This window comes from Polyangium sp. 15x6, assembly GCF_029960785.1.
GTDB lineage: Bacteria > Myxococcota_A > Polyangia > Polyangiales > Polyangiaceae > Polyangium.
On the sequence record NZ_JASBQE010000029.1, the window covers coordinates 109260 to 127523 of the forward strand.

12 protein-coding genes are annotated in these 18264 nt (G+C 69.4%); 9 read left to right on the plus strand and 3 right to left on the minus strand.

The annotated features are described in order from the left end of the window. The first annotated feature begins 415 nt into the window (after nucleotides 1–415). From QHF83_RS22455 to QHF83_RS22490, 8 genes are all read left to right on the plus strand, one after another. On the plus strand, nucleotides 416–1855 hold the full coding sequence (locus QHF83_RS22455) for a sigma 54-interacting transcriptional regulator (protein ID WP_282419946.1): 1440 nt from the start codon (nucleotides 416–418) through the stop codon (nucleotides 1853–1855). Between the two features lie 150 nt (nucleotides 1856–2005). Beyond that, a complete protein-coding gene (locus tag QHF83_RS22460) occupies nucleotides 2006–3448 on the plus strand; it encodes a serine/threonine-protein kinase (RefSeq protein WP_282419947.1) in 1443 nt (480 codons plus the stop codon). Between the two features lie 15 nt (nucleotides 3449–3463). Beyond that, a complete protein-coding gene (locus tag QHF83_RS22465) occupies nucleotides 3464–4603 on the plus strand; it encodes a tetratricopeptide repeat protein (protein ID WP_282419948.1) in 1140 nt (379 codons plus the stop codon). A 21-nt stretch (nucleotides 4604–4624) separates the two neighbouring features. Continuing rightward, entirely contained in the window at nucleotides 4625–7336 is a 2712-nt protein-coding gene (locus QHF83_RS22470) for a MopE-related protein (RefSeq protein WP_282419949.1), read from the plus strand. Between the two features lie 77 nt (nucleotides 7337–7413). Further along, on the plus strand, nucleotides 7414–7977 hold the full coding sequence (locus QHF83_RS22475; RefSeq protein ID WP_282419950.1) for a hypothetical protein: 564 nt from the start codon (nucleotides 7414–7416) through the stop codon (nucleotides 7975–7977). A 34-nt stretch (nucleotides 7978–8011) separates the two neighbouring features. Beyond that, entirely contained in the window at nucleotides 8012–9940 is a 1929-nt protein-coding gene (locus QHF83_RS22480) for a DUF3604 domain-containing protein (RefSeq protein ID WP_282419951.1), read from the plus strand. A gap of 161 nt (nucleotides 9941–10101) precedes the next feature. Further along, a complete protein-coding gene (locus QHF83_RS22485) occupies nucleotides 10102–11721 on the plus strand; it encodes an ATP-binding protein (RefSeq protein WP_282419952.1) in 1620 nt (539 codons plus the stop codon). Nucleotides 11722–11763: 42 nt separating this feature from the next. Continuing rightward, complete coding sequence (locus QHF83_RS22490) at nucleotides 11764–12966, plus strand: SGNH/GDSL hydrolase family protein (RefSeq protein ID WP_282419953.1); 1203 nt, start codon at nucleotides 11764–11766, stop codon at nucleotides 12964–12966. A gap of 4 nt (nucleotides 12967–12970) precedes the next feature. On the opposite strand, the gene QHF83_RS22495 is transcribed toward QHF83_RS22490, so the two are convergent. From QHF83_RS22495 to QHF83_RS22505, 3 genes are read right to left on the minus strand one after another with little or no spacing between them, the layout of a single operon-like run. Further along, on the minus strand, nucleotides 12971–15307 hold the full coding sequence (locus QHF83_RS22495; protein ID WP_282419954.1) for an N-6 DNA methylase: 2337 nt from the start codon (nucleotides 15305–15307) through the stop codon (nucleotides 12971–12973). 8 nt (nucleotides 15308–15315) lie between these two features. Further along, nucleotides 15316–16170 carry a hypothetical protein gene (locus QHF83_RS22500; protein ID WP_282419955.1) on the minus strand — a complete coding sequence of 285 codons (855 nt, stop codon included), beginning with the start codon at nucleotides 16168–16170 and terminating at the stop codon, nucleotides 15316–15318. Next, a complete protein-coding gene (locus QHF83_RS22505; protein WP_282419956.1) occupies nucleotides 16167–16613 on the minus strand; it encodes a hypothetical protein in 447 nt (148 codons plus the stop codon). The genes QHF83_RS22500 and QHF83_RS22505 overlap by 4 nt, the downstream gene beginning before the upstream one ends. Before the next feature lie 138 nt (nucleotides 16614–16751). Here QHF83_RS22505 and QHF83_RS22510 point away from each other — a divergent pair. Beyond that, on the plus strand, nucleotides 16752–18264 hold a 1513-nt coding region (locus tag QHF83_RS22510), incomplete at its 3' end, for a DUF2169 domain-containing protein (RefSeq protein WP_282419957.1).

Genomic DNA, 18264 nt, shown 5'->3' on the forward strand with positions numbered 1-18264 from the left:
TCGAGGGCCCTCGTTGGGGCGAGATCGTACTGACGCGCGTGCCCTACGGTGATGCTTCGCCTCATCAGGGATGCGACGCAGGCTCCCCATCGGGCGCGCACCTCCGCACCCGAGGTCGATTGGTGCATTCTCACACAACGAACTTGACTGTTGACAAGGAAACGTTTTTCGTGTGGAGGGCCTGTCCGGTGTCCTCGCAGCCTGGACGGAGTGAGCGGGGACGCCGGGAGAAGGGAAGCGAGCCCACCGTGACCATGTCCGACAGCCGCTTCGCGAGGCCACGCACGGCGCGGGCCCACCGCGGGGGTGGTTCGAAGCGACCACGCAGGCGCATGGTGGCTTGCGTTTCGGGGCGTGCTCGACCTACGGTTCCGCGAGCGGTGCTTTCCATCGGAACGAAGGGAACGACGAGAACGTGAAGGGGCGCCTCGAGCTCGCAGTCTTCGCCGCGGGCGGCGTCACCCGTCACCCGCTGCCCGCCGAGGGGAAGGTGATCCTGGGCCGCGCCGAGGAGAGCGACATCCGGATCGACGACGGCTCCGTCTCGCGCCGTCACGCGCAGATCTACCTCGGGCCGCCCTTGCGCATCGAGGACCTCGGCAGCGCGAACGGAACCACGGTGCGTCGCGAGAAGGGCGCGGGCGGGACGGTGCGCCTGCTCGACACGCGCGTCGAGCCCGGGAAACTCGTGGAGTTCGGCGTCGGCGACGCGATCAACCTCGGCTCGACGATCCTCGTCGTCCGCAAGGTCGACGACGAGGAGCCCGAGGTGCGCGGCGACGGTTCGCCGAGCAGCTACGTCATCCGCGACGAGGCGATGAAGCGCCTCTACGCGCTCGCCGAGCGCGTCGCGGAAGGCCCGATCAGCGTGCTCTTGCTCGGCGAGACCGGCTCCGGCAAGGAGGTCCTCGCCGAGACGATCCACCGCAAGTCGCCGCGCGCTTCGGGGCCGTTTTTGCGCTTGAACTGCGCCGCGCTGAGCGAGTCGCTCCTCGAGAGCGAGCTCTTCGGTCACGAGAAGGGCGCGTTCACGAACGCGGTGCGCTCGAAGCCGGGCCTCTTCGAAACCGCGGAGAAAGGCACGGTTTTCCTCGACGAGGTCGGCGAGCTGCCGCTCGGCATCCAGGTGAAGCTCTTGCGTGTGCTCGAGGACCGCCAGGTGATGCGCGTCGGCGGGCTTGCGCCGCGGCCCATCGACGTGCGCTTCGTCTCCGCGACGAACCGCGACCTCGCGAGCGAGGTGCAGAAGGGCACGTTCCGCCAGGACCTTTACTTCCGGCTCAACGGCATCGCGCTCTCGATCCCTCCCTTGCGCGAGCGTCGCTCGGAGATCGAGCCCCTCGCGCGGACGTTCGCGGCGCGCGCGGCGGCTTCGATCGGCAGGAGCCCGCCGGAGATCACGCGCGAGGCGCTCGCGGCGATGACGAGCTACGACTGGCCGGGCAACGTGCGCGAGCTGCGCAACGCCATCGAGCGCGCCGTCGTGCTCTGCGAGGGCGTGATCCGGCCCGAGGACCTCGTGCTGGAAGGACGCGTGCAAGGAACGGCCTCTGCGCCGCGGAACGTGCCGCTCACGGGCACCGTCCCGCTCACGACGCTCGATCCGTCGTTCGCGTCGTTCTCGGTTCCGCCCGACGACGCGACGTCGCAGCTCCGCGGAGGCGTGGTGGACACGAGCTCGTCGGGCAGCCTGCGCGAGGAGCTCGGCTCGCTCGAGCGGCAGCGCATGATCGACGCGCTCGAGAAATGCGCGGGCAACCAGACCGCGGCTGCGGCGATGCTCGGAATGCCTCGACGTACCTTCGTCTCGAAGCTCTCGGCCTACAACATCCCCCGGCCGCGGAAGAAGGGCTAGGGTCGGGTTTGCCGTTGGGGGCGTAGCTCGGCGAGCCGAGTCACGCCCCATACCCCCGAGGGGTGTCGGGATCCGGATCGCGCGCGAAGCGCACGATCTTGGTCCCGCGCGCCCGAACTCTGGCATAATGGGGAATAATTCGAGGAACGCATGGGCGCGCCGAGCGTGGTCTTTCTCCCGACTGGAACGCTATTTCACGAGCGTTATCGTGTCCTTCGGGGCATCAAGGCGGGCGCGATGGGCGCGGTGCACGAGGCGCGCGACGAGCGCACCCACGGCCTCTGCGCGCTCAAGGTCATGCTTCCCGGCGTGCTCGAGGACGCGGTGCTGCGGGAGCGGTTCGCCCAGGAAGCGCGGATCACCGGCGAACTCCGGAGCGATCACGTCGTGCGCGTGACCGACGCGGGCATCGATCAAACGACGAGCATGCCGTTCCTCGTGATGGAGCTGCTCCACGGCGAGGAGGTCGGCGCGATGCTGAAGAAGCGCGGCCACATCCCGATCGACGAGGCGCTCGTCTACCTCGGGCAGGTCGCGTTCGCGCTCGACAAGGCCCACGCCGGGGGCATCGTCCACCGTGATCTGAAGCCGGGCAACCTCTTCATCACGGAGCGCGACGACGGCACGCCGTGCGTGAAGATCCTCGATTTCGGCATCGCGAAGATCGTCTCCGAAGGGACGAACTCGAACATGACGCAGGCCGTCGGCACGCCGACGTACATGGCCCCCGAGCAGATCGCCGGCAAGAGCAGCCAGATCGGGCCCGCGACCGACATCCACGCGCTCGGCCACATCACCTACACGATGCTCACGGGCGAGGCGTACTGGCAGGAAGACGCGCGCGAGCACGGCGTCTACGCGCTCATCCGCCGCGTCGTCGAGGGGCCGGAGGAGATGCCCACGGCGCGCGCGCTCCGGCGCCGCGGCATGGTCTTGCCGCCCTGGTTCGACGGCTGGTTCGCCCGCGCGACGGCGCTCCACCCCGAGGATCGTTTCCAGCGCGCGACGGAGGCGATCGCGGAGCTGCGTGATCAGTATGCGGAGTCGGGGCCGGATTCGTTCCGGATGAACCTGACGATCCCGCTCGTGCGGCGCTCCGACGGGCCGGAGCGGCCGCTCGAGGAGGCGTCGACGACGCGCGCCTCGGTGGCCTTGATTCAGGCCTCGACGCCGCCCGCGCCGCCGCCTGCGCGGGCGCGCTGGGGGACGGCCGTGCTCGTCGCGCTCGTTTGTAGCGTGCTCACCCTCGTGGGAGGGCTCGGGGTGCAGGCGCTCGTCGGCGCGGCGCCGCTCTCGGTCGCGCGTGCGGGGTTGCCCGATACGGTGCCGCTCCCGCCGATCGCGGCGGGCGAGGTGCCGCGCACCGAGCCCACGAATCCCGCGCCCGAGGCTTCCGCCGAGGCGATCGATATCGACCCTGCCCCGGCGGCCGGCACGCCCGCGGCTGCGCAGACGGCTGCGTTGTCCGGAAAAACCGGAACGGTCGGGCAAACGGTACGCCCGGCTTCCACCGGGGCACAGCCTCCCTCCACGAAGAGCACGGGGACGAAGCCGACCCGCAAGCCCTACGAGCCTCCGAGCTCGATCGATTAGGAGACCGCTTTGCCCATGATGAGCGGAAAACCAAGCGCGTGGATCGTTCGTTCGTTCGTCGCGCTCGGGGTCATCCTCGTCGCGCCGGGCGCGCGCGCGGGAGACCCGGCCGACGAGGCGCGGGCGAATGCGCTGTTCCAGGAGGCGCGCGCGGCGTTCATCGCGGAGGATTACGCGACGGCGTGCCCGAAATACGAGGAGGTCGTCAAGCTGCGCCCGGGCCTCGGCGCGCGCATCGGCCTCGGCGATTGTTATCGCAGAATGGGCCGTCTCGCGCGGGCCTGGGAGACGTACCGGGGCATCGTGGACGACGCGGCGCGCGTTGCTTCGACATCGAAGAGTTTTACCGAGAAGTCGACGGCCCAGAAGCGCGGGAGCGAGGCGAAATCGCGCATGGGCGAGATCGAGCCGCGGCTCGGCTGGATCACGGTCTCCGTGCCCGAGGCGGTCCTCGCGCTCCCGAACCTCGTGGTCACGCTGGACGGGGTCCCGCTCGCGCGGGAGGTGTTCGGCACGCGCCTGCCGGCCGAGCGCGGCGAGCACGTGGTCGACGCCGGCGCGCCCGGGAAAAAGTCCTGGGAAAAGAGCCTGGCCATCGCCGAGGGCGCGGAGCTGACGGTCGCGGTGCAGGCGCTCGAGGACGAGGCCGCGCCGAAGCCCGAGCCGAAATCGTCCCCGGAGACGAAGGGGCAGGAGCCGCCCAAGGGGACGAATCCGGCGACGTCGACGACTGCGAATGCGGCGACGACGACGCAGGGCCCCTCCGGGCTGCTCGGGCCCCGCGAGCCGGACCGCATTCCGGAAGCGCCGAAGGAGAGCTTTTTCAGCACCCAGCGCATCATCGGGCTCGGGCTCGGGATCGCGGGGCTCGGGGCAGGCGCCGTCGGCACGTATTTCGGTCTCCGCGCGATCGACAAGCGCGACGAGAGCGAGGTGGACGGGCATTGCGCCGGCAACACCTGCAACGAGTTCGGCTACGACGCGCGCAAGGATGCTTATCAGTCGGGAAACCTCTCCACGGGGCTCCTCGTCGCGGGCGGCGTCGTATTCGCCGGCGGCCTCGCCCTCTTCTTGACCGCGCCGAAGCGCACGAAGACGCAGACGACGTCGCTCGTCGTGGGTCCTTCTTCTTTGTACTGGACGGGGCAGTTCTAGCGCCCGAAAGGGAACTCGGTCATGCGGCGTGCATTGGTGCTTGGGCTCGTGCTCGTGGGGTTTGGGGCGGGGGCCGTCGGGTGCAATGCAGCCCTCGGGGTCGACGATCCGGTGCTCGTGCAGACGGGGCCCGGCGGCACGGGCAGCGGCGGCCAGGGCGGCGCCGGAGGCCAGGGCGGGAGCGGCGGGTCGGAGTGCACGGCCGTGGAGACGGCCTGCGACGGGCTCGACGACGATTGCAATGGCACGATCGACGACCTGCCTCTCGCGAGCTGCGGGGAGGGCGTCTGCCGCGTGACCGTGGAGGCGTGCGTCGACGGTATGCCCGTGCCGTGCGTGCCCGGCTCGCCGTCGCAGGACGAGCTCTGCGACGACGACAACGACGGCATCGACGACAACTGCAATGGTCAGGTCGACGAGGGCTGCCCCTGCAAGATCGGCGAGACGCAGGCTTGTTATACCGGCTCGCCGGACACGCGGAACATCGGCGCGTGCAAGGACGGCTCGCAGACGTGCATCGCGGAGAACACGTGGGGGCCCTGCGAGGGCGACACGCTCCCCTCGCTCGAGACCTGCAATGCGGTCGACGACGATTGCGACAACATCGTCGACGACGGCTTCCCGGAGATCGTCTGCGGCGAGGGCGCTTGCCAGGTGACCGTGTCCACCTGCAACCCGGCCGGCGGCGATCCGCCAGAATGCACGCCGAAGGACCCGGTCGAGGAGACCTGCAACGGCCTGGACGACGATTGCAACGGCATCGTCGACAACGGCGATCCGGGCGGCGGCGGGGCGTGCATGTCGGGGGTGCCGGGGCAATGTGCCACGGGGACGTACCATTGTGATGGCGGCGCGCTCAACTGCATCCCCGACGCGAAGCCCACGATGGAGACCTGCAACAACGCCGACGACGACTGTGATGGCACGACGGACGAGGACAACCCGGGCGGCGGCATCGATTGCCCGACGGGCCAGATGGGCGAGTGCGCGTTCGGCAAGACGAAGTGCTTCGTGGGCTCCTTGATCTGCGCCGCGCCGCCGCCGGTGGACGAGATCTGCGACGGCAAGGACAACGACTGCGACGGCGAGATCGACACGCACGGCGTCGACGCCGACAAACCGTGCACGACGGACATGCCGGGCGAGTGCTCGTCGGGCAAGACCCTGTGCGTGGCGGGCGAGCTCCAGTGCAAGCCTTCGAAGTTGCCCGAAATGGAGTATTGCGACGGCAAGGACAACGACTGCGACGGGACGACCGACGAGGGCAACCCGAACGGCGGCGCGGCTTGCACGCTCTCCTTCAACAAGGGCGTGTGCGCGGCGGGGACCGAGACGTGCGTGGGCGGCATCGTCACCTGCGTGCAGAACGTGCAGCCGTCGGCCGAGGTCTGCGACGGCCTCGACAACGATTGCGACGGCGACGTGGACGAGAGCCTCGCCTGCGGCGCCTGCGGCTCGTCGACGATCGCCTCGGGGAGCTGCGCGAGCTTCGCGATCCCCGCGCAAAACCCGCTCACGACGAATTGCGAGCAGGTCTTCCCCCCGGCGTCGAGCATCGCGCTCTCGATCGCCGAGACGGCCGTCAAGTATTACGTCAATGCTGCGGGCGGCAACGACAACAATGACGGCAAGAGCCCCGCGAAGGCCTGGGCGACGCTCTGCAAGGCCGTGGCGATGGCCCCCGCGGGCAGCACGATCCTCGTCGCGCAGGGCGGCTACGCGTCGACCTCGGTCATCGTGGCCAAGGAGCTCACGATCAAGGGCGGGTTCAGCTCCTCGTTCGCGAACTGGAACCCGGACACGTATCCCACTGCGTTCTACGGGCAGCTCACGCTCGACCACAACAAGGCGGTCTGGGGCGGCTTCAGGATGCTCGCGTCACCCACGAGCTCGCTCACGCAGCACAACCTCCGCGCCGGCACGTTCGTGCGCAATTACGTGCAGACGCTGTTCAGCGGCGGCGCCACGACCTCGGCGGCCCTCGGCGCGACGGCTTGCCCGGGGAGCACGTCGACGCTCTTCGGCAATGACCTGTATGCCCGCTCCACCACCTCCACCACGCACGCGGCCATCCAGTTCGGCAACCAGCGCGGCACGACGATCCTCGATTCGAACCGCGTCTGCGTCGAGGGCAAGAGCAACGGCGCCACGACCTACGCCATCAATGGATCCGGCCCGAACACGGCCAGCGTGGCCTCCCTGATCGTCCGGAACAACGTGCTCGAGGCGGCGAGCAACAATGCCTACCTCGTCAATTTCCTGGGCAGCAGCGGGGGCGTCGATTTCAACCTGATCTTCACGAACAACACGATGTTCGCCCGCACGTACGGCGTCTGGGGCGCCGCGGCGTCGAGCGGCAAGATGCGCTGGCGGCTGACGAACAACATCCTGTTCAGCATCACGGGCGGCAGCACGGCGGTGAACCTCGGCGCGGGCGCGGGCGTCTCGCTCGACTCGGCGGAGGGCAACCTCGTCTTCGGGTTCAACAACAACCTCTTCAGCGCGCCCGTCCCCCTGGCCTCGTCCGGCAACGACACGACGAACACGCCCACGGTGACGAGCGTCTTCATCAATGCGACGGGCGGCGATCTCCGGCTGAAGAACGGCGGTCAGGGCGACGGTACCGGGAAAAACGTCTACAACCAGGCCACGTACGGTACGGTCACGACGGACATCCAGCAATCGGCGCGGCCCCAGGCGGGGGTCTGGGATCGCGGGGCGTTCATGAATTGACGGCCAGACCTCGAGGAACGGCGCGGTTCGTGCGCCCGGCCTCTTGCGATGCGCCGCGGATCGAGGCTCAATGAGGCATGCACAAGCCGCTCCCCGGCGCGCGCATGGACCGCCGTGTCGCGCTCCAGAACCTCATCCTCGCGGTCGCGGCAGCCGTCGTCACGAGCTGCGACAACATCGATAATTTCGAAGTGGATGTCGGCGCCAAGGCGACGATCCCCGCCGGCACCGTCCTCGACGAGCTGCTCGGCGTCCTCGCGTTCGACGAATTCCAGAGCATCAACCTCACGCAGGAGCTCGACAACCAGGGCGTCACGAAGGACGACGTCGATTCCGTACGCATGATCTCGCTCTCGCTCGTCATCGACGGGCCTGCGGGGGCGAACTTCGATTTCCTCGAATCGCTCGCGTTCCACGCGGAGACCGAGGGACAACCCAAGGTGCTCGTGGCCGAGATCGATCCCGTCCCGAAGGGGCAGACCTCCCTCGAGCTCGTCGTGTCCGGCGCCGAGCTGAAGCCGTACGTCGTCGCGCCCTCGATGAAGCTCACGGCCACGACGAAGGGCAAGCGCCCGCCGAAGGAGACGATGGTCACGGCCGCGGCGGTGCTCGACGTCGACGTCACCGTGCCCGGTTGCTGAGCTTGACGACGGCGCCGAGCACGCTTTTCATGGCGTGGTGAGGATCGTCGCGCTCGCTCTTTTTCTTCCCCTCCTCTTCGACGGATGCGCGGAGGCGCCTTCCCCCGCGGCGCCCCCGCGCGCGCCGCGGCCGCGGGCGCCTTGCGCGGAGCGCGTGCCCACACGCGTACCGCTCTATGGCGATCTTCACGTCCACACGGCATTTTCTTTCGACGCGCGTTCGTACGACACCGTGGTCACGCCGGCCGACGCGTATCGCTTCGCGCGCGGCGAGGCGATCCTCCTGCCGCCGCTCGACGCGTCGGGCAAGGGCACGCGCGAGGCGCGGATCGACAGGCCGCTCGATTTCGTGGCCGTCACCGATCACGGCGAGTTCCTCGGCGAGATGTACCATTGCACCACGCCCACCTCGCCCAAGTACGACACGTTCACCTGCCAGACGTATCGCGAGAAGGTCGGGCAGGGCGCCTCCACGTTCGCCGTGCGCCTCTCCCAGCCAAACCCGATGCGCGTGGGCGAGCTCTGCGGCGAGGGCAAGGACTGCGAGGCCGCGGCGCGCGAGCGCTGGCAGGCCATGCAGGACGCGGCCGAGGCGGCCTACGATCGCACGGCGTCCTGCTCGTTCACCTCATTCGTCGGGTACGAATACACGAACACGCTCGGAATCTCGAACCTGCACCGGAACGTGATCTTCGTGAACGACATCGTGCCCGACCTGCCCGTCACGTATTTCGAGGCCCCGACGGCGCTCGACCTCTGGACGCTCTTGCGCGACGGATGCAAGAACGCCGAGAATGGCTGCGACGTGCTGGTCTTGCCGCACAACTCGAACCTCTCGAACGGCCAGCTCTTCGACCCCAGGTATCCCGGCGGCGCGACGATCGAGGAGGAGGCCTCGCGCGCGGCGCTCCGGGCGGAGATGGAGCCCGTCGCCGAGATCTTTCAGCACAAAGGATCGAGCGAGTGCCGCAATGGCTTCCTCGACGTCGAGGCCGACGTCGATCCGCTCTGCGACTTCGAGGAGCTCCGGCCCGACGACGACGAGCAATGCGGCGACAAACCCGGCTCGGGCGGCATGCGCCTCTGGGGCTGCACGCACCGGCACGATTTTCTCCGGTATGTCCTGAAAACCGGCCTCCTCGAAGCCGAGCGCCTCGGCGCGAACCCGTTTCAGTTCGGCCTCATCGGCTCGACCGACACCCACAACGGCACGCCGGGCAACACCTCCAGCGTGGGGTTCCCCGGGCACGTCGGGCTCGTCGACGATACCCCGGACAAACGCCTCGGCGTCGGCACGGAGACGCACGACGGCGTCATCAACAACCCCGGCGGCCTCGCGGGGGTCTGGGCCGAGGAGAACTCGCGCGAGTCGATCTTCGAGGCGATCCGCCGCCGCGAGACCTTCGCCACGAGCGGCCCCCGCATTCCGATCCGCTTCTTCGGCGGCTTCGGCTACGACGCGGGCCTCTGCGGGCGTCCCGAGCGGCTCGAAGAGGCCTACGCCGCCGGCGCTCCCATGGGCGGGATGCTCGGAGCGTCGTCGGGATCGGATCCGACGTTTTTCGTGCAGGCGAGCGCCGATCCCGGCACGGCGAGCTGGCCGGGTCGGCCGCTCGAGCGGCTCCAGATCATCAAAGGTTACGTGCGCGAAGGAAAGGTGCACGAGAAGGTCTACGACGTCGCGGGCGCGGCCGCCGCGGAGCCCGCCGTGGATACGTCGACATGCGAGGTGCTGGCCGAGGGCGCGGAGGAGCTCTGCGTGGTCTGGACGGACCCCGATTTCGATCCGAAAGAGCGCGCCTTCTATTATGCCCGCGCCGTCGAGGTGCCGAGCTGCCGCTACAGCACGTACGAATGCAACGGGCTCGATCCGGCCTCGGCGCCCGCGGCGTGCGCCGATGCGTCCCTCCCGAAGACGGTGCAGCACCGCGCCTGGAGCTCGCCGATCTGGTACGGGCCGTGAAGGCCGCCCGCCTGTCCATCCCGGGCGGCGGTCGCGGGCCCTCGACAACGTCCGCCGTCGCGCCTACGAACTTTCCGGAGTCGTACGCGCCCGATTCGTATCGAGACGAGAGGAGGCCGGAATGGAGCAGAACGAGGAGCAATGGGTAGCGCGAGGAGCCCATGACGGAACACGTCTTCTCCGGCATTCATGACCTTACCGCCGAGGCCGTCCTTCTCCTCCGCAGCGCCCTCGACGTGCTCGACGAGGCGATCGTCATGGCGGATCAGACCGGCCGGATCGTCGCGTGGAACAAGACTGCGGCGCGCCTCGTCGGTCTGCCCGTCGACGCCCCACCCGAGGCGTGGAACGAGGCCTTTGGCATTTTCCTGCCGGACGAGCGGACGCCTTGCCCCGCCGAGACCGTCCCGCTCTGGCGAGCGCTCCAGGGCGAACGCGTGGACGACGTCGAGCTTTACGTGAAGAACCCGCGTATGTCGCAGGGGGTTCACGTCCTCGTCTCCGCGCGGCCCATCCCGGGCGAGCAAGGGCGCGTCCGCGGGGGCGTCGCGGTCTTTCAGGACGCGACGTTCACCAGGCTCGCGCAGGTCGCGCGGAGGCATGCCGAGGCGCGCCTGCGCGCGATCGTCGCCAACACGCCGAACGTCGCGATCGAGGGGTACGACATGCAAGGCCGGGTTCTCTACTGGAATCGCGCGGCCGAGCGTCTCTTCGGCTGGTCCGAGGAGGAGGTCGTGGGCAAGACGCTCGACGGCATGATGCTGGATACGCCTTCCACGCAGAAGTTCGTGGAGACGCTCGAGGAGATTGCGCGCACGGGGAACCCGAACGGGCCCAATGAATGGTCGTGCCACCGCAAGGACGGCGGCGAGATCTGGGTCTACTCGACGATCTTTGCGATCCCGACCATCACGGGGGATACCGAATTCGTTTGCATGGACGTGGACGTGACGCCGCTCAAGCTCGCCGAGGACCGGATCCGCGAGCAGGCGAAGCAGATGGAGGCGCAGGCCATCGGCAACGCGAACCTCTTTCACGAGGCGCTGCAGGCGATCTCGGCGCGCGACGACTTTCTCGCCGTCGCCTCGCACGAGCTCCGCACGCCGCTCACGCCGCTCAAGCTGCAGCTCGAGCGCCTCGTGCGCGACGCGCGCGCGGGCGTCTCGCAGGAGCGCATGGCGCCCGCGCTCGAGGTGGCCTATCGCCAGGTCGGTCGGCTCGCGGCGCTCATCGATCGCCTGCTCGACGTCTCGCGCATCACGGCCGGCAAGCTCGATCTCTGCCTCGACGACGTCGATCTCTGCGCGCTCGTGCACGATGTCGTCACGCGCTTCGGGCGCGAGGCCGAGGAGGCCGGGTGTCCCCTCGCGTTTCACCATGACAAACCTATCTGGGGCACGTGGGATCGGCTGCGGATCGAGCAGGTGGTCACGAACCTCCTCGGCAATGCGATCAAGTACGGCCGCGGCAAGCCGATCGAGCTCGAGCTCGAGGCGGACGAGGGCATGGCGCGCCTCACGGTCCGCGACCACGGCGTCGGCATCGCGCCCGAGGATCAGGGCAAGATCTTCGAGCGATTCGAGCGCGCCGTCACGAACCAGTCCTTCGGCGGCCTCGGGCTCGGGCTGTGGATCGTGCGGCAGATCGTGGAGACGCACGGCGGGACCGTGCGGGTGGAGAGCGCGCCGGGCGTGGGCTCCACGTTCCGGGTGGAGCTGCCGCGGCGGGAGAAAGCGCTCGACGAATCGCACGGCACGATTTCGATTTCTCCGGAGACGTGATCGCTGTTGCCAGCGGCGCGCCGGGGAGCGATCCTCGCGTGCATGCAGAAGCTCGCGCTTGCGTCCTTTGCCTCCTTCGCTCTCTTCGCCCTCGCTTGCAGCTCGCCTTCGGGCGGGGGAAGCTCGCAGGGATCGGGCTCGGGGGGCGGTGGCGGTGGCTCCTCGTCATCGAGCGGCAGCGCGTCGTCGAGCGGCATGTCGTCCTCCTCGGGCTCCTCGTCGTCGAGCGGCGCCGGGGGCGGCGGCCCCATGGCGGAGGTGCATTTCATCGGTCGATTCACGAACGAGGCGGACCCGCGTTTCGCCTGGCCGGGCAGCACGATCGTCGCGCGTTTTTCGGGCACGGGCCTCGACGTGCGCCTCGCGGACGCCGGCAACAACCATTTCGCGGTGGTGATCGACGATGGGCCGCCGACCGACCTCGCGACGAGCAGCGCGAAGGATACGTACACGCTCGCGGCGAACCTGCCCGCCGGGGAGCACACGGTCCTGCTCGAAAAGCGCACCGAGTCGTTCGTGGGCGTCGTGCAGTTCAAGGGCTTCGTGCCGGCGCCCGGCGGCGCGCTCGTCCCCACGCCCGAGCCGTGGAGCCGCAAGATCGAGCTCGTCGGCGACTCGATCACCTGCGGTTATGGTAACACCGGCGCGGGCCCGCTCTGCCCATTCTCGCCCGAGACCGAGGACGAGTATTCGGCCTACGGCGCCATCGCGGCGCGCAAGCTCGGGGCCGCGCACGTGGGGATCTCGTATTCGGGGATCGGCGTGTATCGCGATTACGGAGGCGTGACGGAGAACCAGATGCCCGTCCGCTTCGAGCGCACGCTCGCCGATGATCCCGCCTCGACCTGGAGTTTTTCCTACATCCCGGACGTCGTCGTCGTGAACCTCGGGACGAACGATTTTGCCAAGGGCGACCCCGGGCAGGCGTACGTCGACGCGCTCTCCGGGTTCCTGGACAAACTGCGCGGGCATTACCCGAACGCGTACTTGCTCTGCGCCGTGGGCTCCATGCTCACCGACACGTACCCGGCCGGCGCGATGCACCTGACGAAGGCGAAGCAGCATATCAACACGGCGGTCGAATCCCGCAAGGCGAAGGGCGACACGAACGTGGGGTTCGTGGACCTCGGCGAGCAGAACTCGGCCGTGGACGGGATTGGCTGCGATTATCACCCGAGCGTCGCGACGCACCAGAAGATGGCGGACAAGCTCGCGGCCGCCATTCAAACGGCCAAGGGCTGGTGAGGCGTCAAGGCGAGGGGGCGCGGTCCGGGGTCACGGTCCGCGCCCACCGCTCGATGGGCCCTCGCTCCGGCGGCGCGAGGCCGAGCGCGCGGGCGACGAGGTCGTCGAGCGCGTCCTGCTCGGACCGGCGGATGCCCTGATTGCGGGCGCCGAAGTTCTCGGCGAGCGCCTCGATTTCCGGGACGAGCTCGGGATGGGCCGGCGCGGGGAGCGCGCGCAGGTGGGTGATCTTCACCTGCGGCATTCCCTGCCGGGCGTCGCGGTGCCGCATGTAATGGTAGAAGCGAACGGGGCTCGCGTTGAGCCAGCCGAGCAGGAACGCCGCGCTCCATTGATCGTCGGAGAAACCCGCGAGGATCGAATTCCGGAAGGCGAGGCCGTCGGACAGCGCGACCATCGGGAAGCGGGCCGTCTGGCGGATGAGGAGGCGCACGGCGAGCCATTCGACGTCCTTGCGAAAGCGACCGGCGAAATCGGTGGGATCGCAATAAAGGCGCGGAGGACGCCGGGAAAACGGCTCGATGTCGCCGCCCACGCGCAGGCCGATCTGGAAACGCCCGTCGGGCGCCTCGCGCTCGTGCAGGTGCCGGACGTCGTCGCCGTTGCTCTGAAAACCCCGCTCGCCGAAGAGGTGCGGCGGGAGCTTCGGCAGGGCCGAGAGTTTTTCGAGGAGGGCCTTCGTCTCGGCGTCGAGGTCCGAGCGCGAAAGCGGCCAGGCGAGGGCCGTGCCCAGCGAGGTTTTTTCGTTTCGGCGCGTGGAGAGCAGGCCCATGCTCGGCTGAAAGACGCCTTCGAAGGCGTCCCCGAAATCGGGCAGCTCGTCGTCGCACGCGCAGAGCACGTCGTGCGCGCGGCGCGAGGGCTCGTAGCCGCCGAGGTCGGACATCGACGTGGGCAAGACGAGCCCGAGCCGACCTCCGGGACGGAGCATGCGGGCGCACTGGTGGACGAAGAGGCCCTGCAGATTGCGATATCCCGCGAAGGCGGGATTCGTGCGTCGATAGAATTCGCGAAGATCGTCCGCGAGGGGCTGCGCGGCGCGGCCGGCGTACGAGACCCAGGGCGGGTTTCCCACGAAAGCGTCGAAGCCGCCGCGGCCGAAGACCTCGGGCAGCTCGATGTGCCAGTGAAACGGAGAGCGGGTGGTCGCGAGCGCCGCGGCCTCGGCTTCGAGCTCGGCGACGCCCTCGCCGGCGAGATGACGCGTGGCGAGATCGGGCAGGGCGGCGAGGCGTTCTTTCTGGGCTTCTTTCTCCGAGGCGAAATGCGCGGAGAGCAGGGCATGGCTCACGGTGCGGAGCGGCGCGATGGCACGATCGGCTTCGGCGAGGTGGTCCGGATCGGCCGTCTCGAAAAAACGTCGCCGCACTGCCGCGGCCTCGGCCAGGCGTTCGCGTACCAGCGCGGGGGAGACGTCTTCGAGCTCCTCGCGCCCGAGGCCCACGAGCGAATCCCCGTGGCGCAGGCTGGCTTCGAGGAACGAAAATGGATGCGTCTTCGGCGCCGTGAGCAGCCACAGCGAGACGCGGGCCAGGTCCACGGCGATGGGATTGCGATCCACGCCGTACAGGCAAACCTCGGCGACGCGCCTCCGCGCGTGGGATTGCGGGTCCTCGTCGGGCGGCGCGTCCGTGGGCATTCCTGCGCGCTCCCAGGCGGCGACGAGGCGATCGGCGAGCCACCGACAAACCTGCACGAGAAACGCGCCCGCGCCCATGGCGGGATCGCAGACCGAGAGGCCGAGAATCTCTTCGGGGCTCGCGTCCGGGCGCACGAGCGGAGCAAGCGTGCGCTCGACCATGATCCGCGTGAGGAGAGGCGAGGTGTAATGGGCGCCGAGGCGGCGTCGCTCCTCGGAAAAACCCATCAGGGTCTCGTAGACGGTGCCGAGATGCTCGACGTCGAGGTCGGCGTAGACGAGGCGCTCGCCCGCGGCGAGGAGGAGTTTGTCGAGGATACGCAGGACGACGGCGTCGGAGAGCGGCCCTTCGAGGAAGGGATACGCGTCCGCGTCGAAGAGCGAGCCGCACCGGGCAGGGCTCGGGGGCGGAGTTTGTCCGATGGTGCCTTCGTGAAGACGGCGAAACAGGGCGAGGATACGCGGCCAGGCGTCGTGACGATCGGCGAGCGAGGCGCGGTCGGCCGCGCTGAGCTCGGCGTGGAGGGCGCCGAGGTCGTCGCCTGGAATGAGCCCGCGCGACGACGCGAAAAGGACGACGACGAGGCGCAGGATCGCGCTCACGAGCCCCGCGGCGTCCGCTCCCGGAAATCCGGAGGCGAGCTCGCGCAGGGCGAGGGGGGCCTGTTCTCGCAAAACGCCCGCGCCTCGGGCCGCCTTCACGTTCTCCGTCACAGTTTCTCGCAATGGACGAGCTCGATCCAGGGGAGCGCCGCCTCGCTCGCGTCCGTCTCCGCTGGGCTCGTGGACGTGTCGTTTCGCGCATACCCGGTCGCGGCGCCGTTGCTCACGAGCCCGATGCCGTGGGAGGTCGTGGCGAGCGAGACCTCGCCTCCGTGAATATGCGTGCGCGGGGTCGCGCTCGAAAGAGGTTCGCCGCCGAACGAGAGATCCGGAGGCGCGTCTTTCGGCAGGCCCACGACGAGCCGGCCTTGCGTCGCGGCGGCCTGCTGGAAGCCCGTGGGGCACTTGGGGCCGTCGTAAAAGATCTGCATGCCTTTCGGCAAAGGTTTGACCCCGGCGACGGGCTCCGCGAGCTTCTTGCACGCGAGGAGCTGTACGTAAGGCAAACCCGTGGTCGATTCCTCGGAGGTCGTCGCGAATTCGACCGTGCCGGCCGCGGCGACGCCCTGGTTGCCGCCGCCCGGGGCGCCCGCATACGTGATGGGGACGAGGTCGAACGTCGCATGCACGCCGTGCGTGTGGGGCCGCTCTTCGCCGCTGAGGAGCGGCTCGCCCACGGTCGTGCCGCCCGACGCGTCGGCGATCGTCGGCAAGATCGTTCGTCCGGCCGCGGCCTTGTACGGCTCCCATCCGCTCGGGCAGGCGGGTACCTGGAAAAACCCGATCGTATTCGTGGGCAATGCGTCGCCGCGCGCCCCGGGGCCGCCGCCCGCGCTGCCGCCGCCGCTCCCGCCGCTTCCATTCCCGCCGGCGCCCTCCGATGCTCCGCCGGTCGTCGAGACCGAGCCGGCCGCGCAAGCGGTGACGAGGGCGATCGCCGCGATCGTGGCCACGCTTTTCATTGCTTGACGCATGCGATCACCTGCACGAAAGGAAGGCCCGACACACCCGGGTCGGTGGTCCCTGCAATGGCGTACGTTTGCGCCTGCGCCCCCGACTGGTTGCTCCCGTCGGCGGCCGCGATCGCCTTCGAGGGCAGGACGATCTCCCCCGCATAGTCGTGGGTGTGCGTGCGATCCTCGCGGTCTCCGAGCGGCTCGCCGACCTGCACGCCGACATCCTTGCCCTCGGCGACCGCCACGACGAGACGTCCCTCGATGTTCGGCGCGGGGGCCCATCCAGGGGGACAAACACCACCTTCGACGTGAGCCACCATGCCGGGCGGCACACCATCTTCCTCCACGGGCTCCCCGGACGCGCTCCGGCTCGCGACGAGCCCGAGGCCAAGACCGAGGCCGAGGAGCAGAAACCTTCCTGTCGTCGTACCCGAGATTGGTTTGTGCATGTGCGAGGGGTATCGACCCGCTCCGGCGGCGTCAACGGGTAGCGTATGACGCACCGCTCCCGTGTCCGGCTTCTCCGCGTCGACGTCCCTTCCATTTTTCCCATCGATCCCGTGCCTTTTGAGATAGGCTCCGGTGCGATGCAAATCCTCTCGGTCGGTCCCCTGCGCACCGGATCTCTCGTGTGGCAGAAGCGCGCGGGGGGCTTCGTCCTCACGGTCGTTTGCAAGGCCACGTATTGGCTCCAGCCCGGCGAGGCCGTGCTCAACAACGAGCAAGAGGCCCTCAATGAGGCCGACGATCACTGGGACGACGACCCGAACCGGAGCTTGCGCGCCGCGAGCGACCTCGTGCCGCTCAAGCCGCGCCCCGAGGTCACGCTCGTCGGTTATGCCTACGCGCCGAACCAGCAGGCCGTCCGATCGCTCGTGGCTCGCCTCATCGTCGGCGAGATCGACAAGTCGATCGAGGTGTTCTGCGACCGCTCGTTCCTGCCCGACGGCTCGCTCCAGGAAGGCAGCCGGTTCACCCGCATGCGCCTCACGTGGGAGCGCGCGGGCGGCGGGCCCGGGACGAACAACCCCGTCGGCGTGCGCGCCGACGTGCGCGATGGATATGGAAGGCGCGCGCTGCCGAACCTGCAGCCCCTCGGGATGTACGTCTCCTCGGCCGACGATTTCGTGCCGCCCGTGTGCTACGCGCCGATCGCGACGAGCTGGCCCTCGCGCGCGGACCTCGTGGGGCGCGCGCCGCCGCCCGCGGGCGTGGGGCTCGAAGGGCCGAGCGAGGCGTATTTCAATGCCGCGCCCTCGGATCAGCTCCTCACGGCGCTGCGCGACAACGAGCGTATCGTGCTCGAAAACCTGCACCCGGAGCACGCGCGGCTCGTGACGAACCTGCCGGGCGTGCGGCCCGCGATCTTCGTCGACCGCGGACAAGGGCCGGCGCAACGGCAGAAGGTGCGCGCCGACGCGCTCTGGATCGATACGGACCGCGGGATCGCCACGCTCACCTGGCGCGTGCAGATCCCGCTTTCGCGGCCGGACGAGCCGGGGCGCATCATCGTCGGAATGGAGATGCCCGGCCACGAGATGAGCTGGGGCGAGATCGTCCAGGCCATGGCGGCCTCGGAATCGAAGGGGTATTCGGAGGAAGACCATACCCAGACGAACGTGATCTCGGCGGCGGAGGCCGAGGCGGCGCGCCGCGCGGCGTTGCCCTTCGCGGCCGCGTCCCTGCAGCCGGCCGCGCGCGAGCCGCAGCCCTCGCTCGCGGGGGATTTGCCGTTCCAATCGTCGGCGCCGTCGGCGCCGCGCGCCTGGCAGCAGCAGCTCCAGACGCCGCAGCCGCCGACGATGAAGCCCCCGCACTTGCCCTCGGCGGCGCGCGCCTCGCTGCCGGGGACCGTCGTCTCCCCCGCGCCCGTGCCGCCCGTGCCCAAGCCCGCGCCGTCGGTGCCACAGGCCGCGCCCAAGCCCACATCGATCTCGACGCCCGCGTTCGTCCCGCCCGTCGTGCCCGCGCCGGTCGCGCCGCCCGCGCCCGTGGCCGCGCCGCCGCCGGTCGTCCCCGTGCCCGTTCCGGCGCCCGTGCAGGTCCCGCCGCCGGTCGCCGTCTCCACGATTCCCGCGGCGCCCCCGTCGCGCCCGCCGC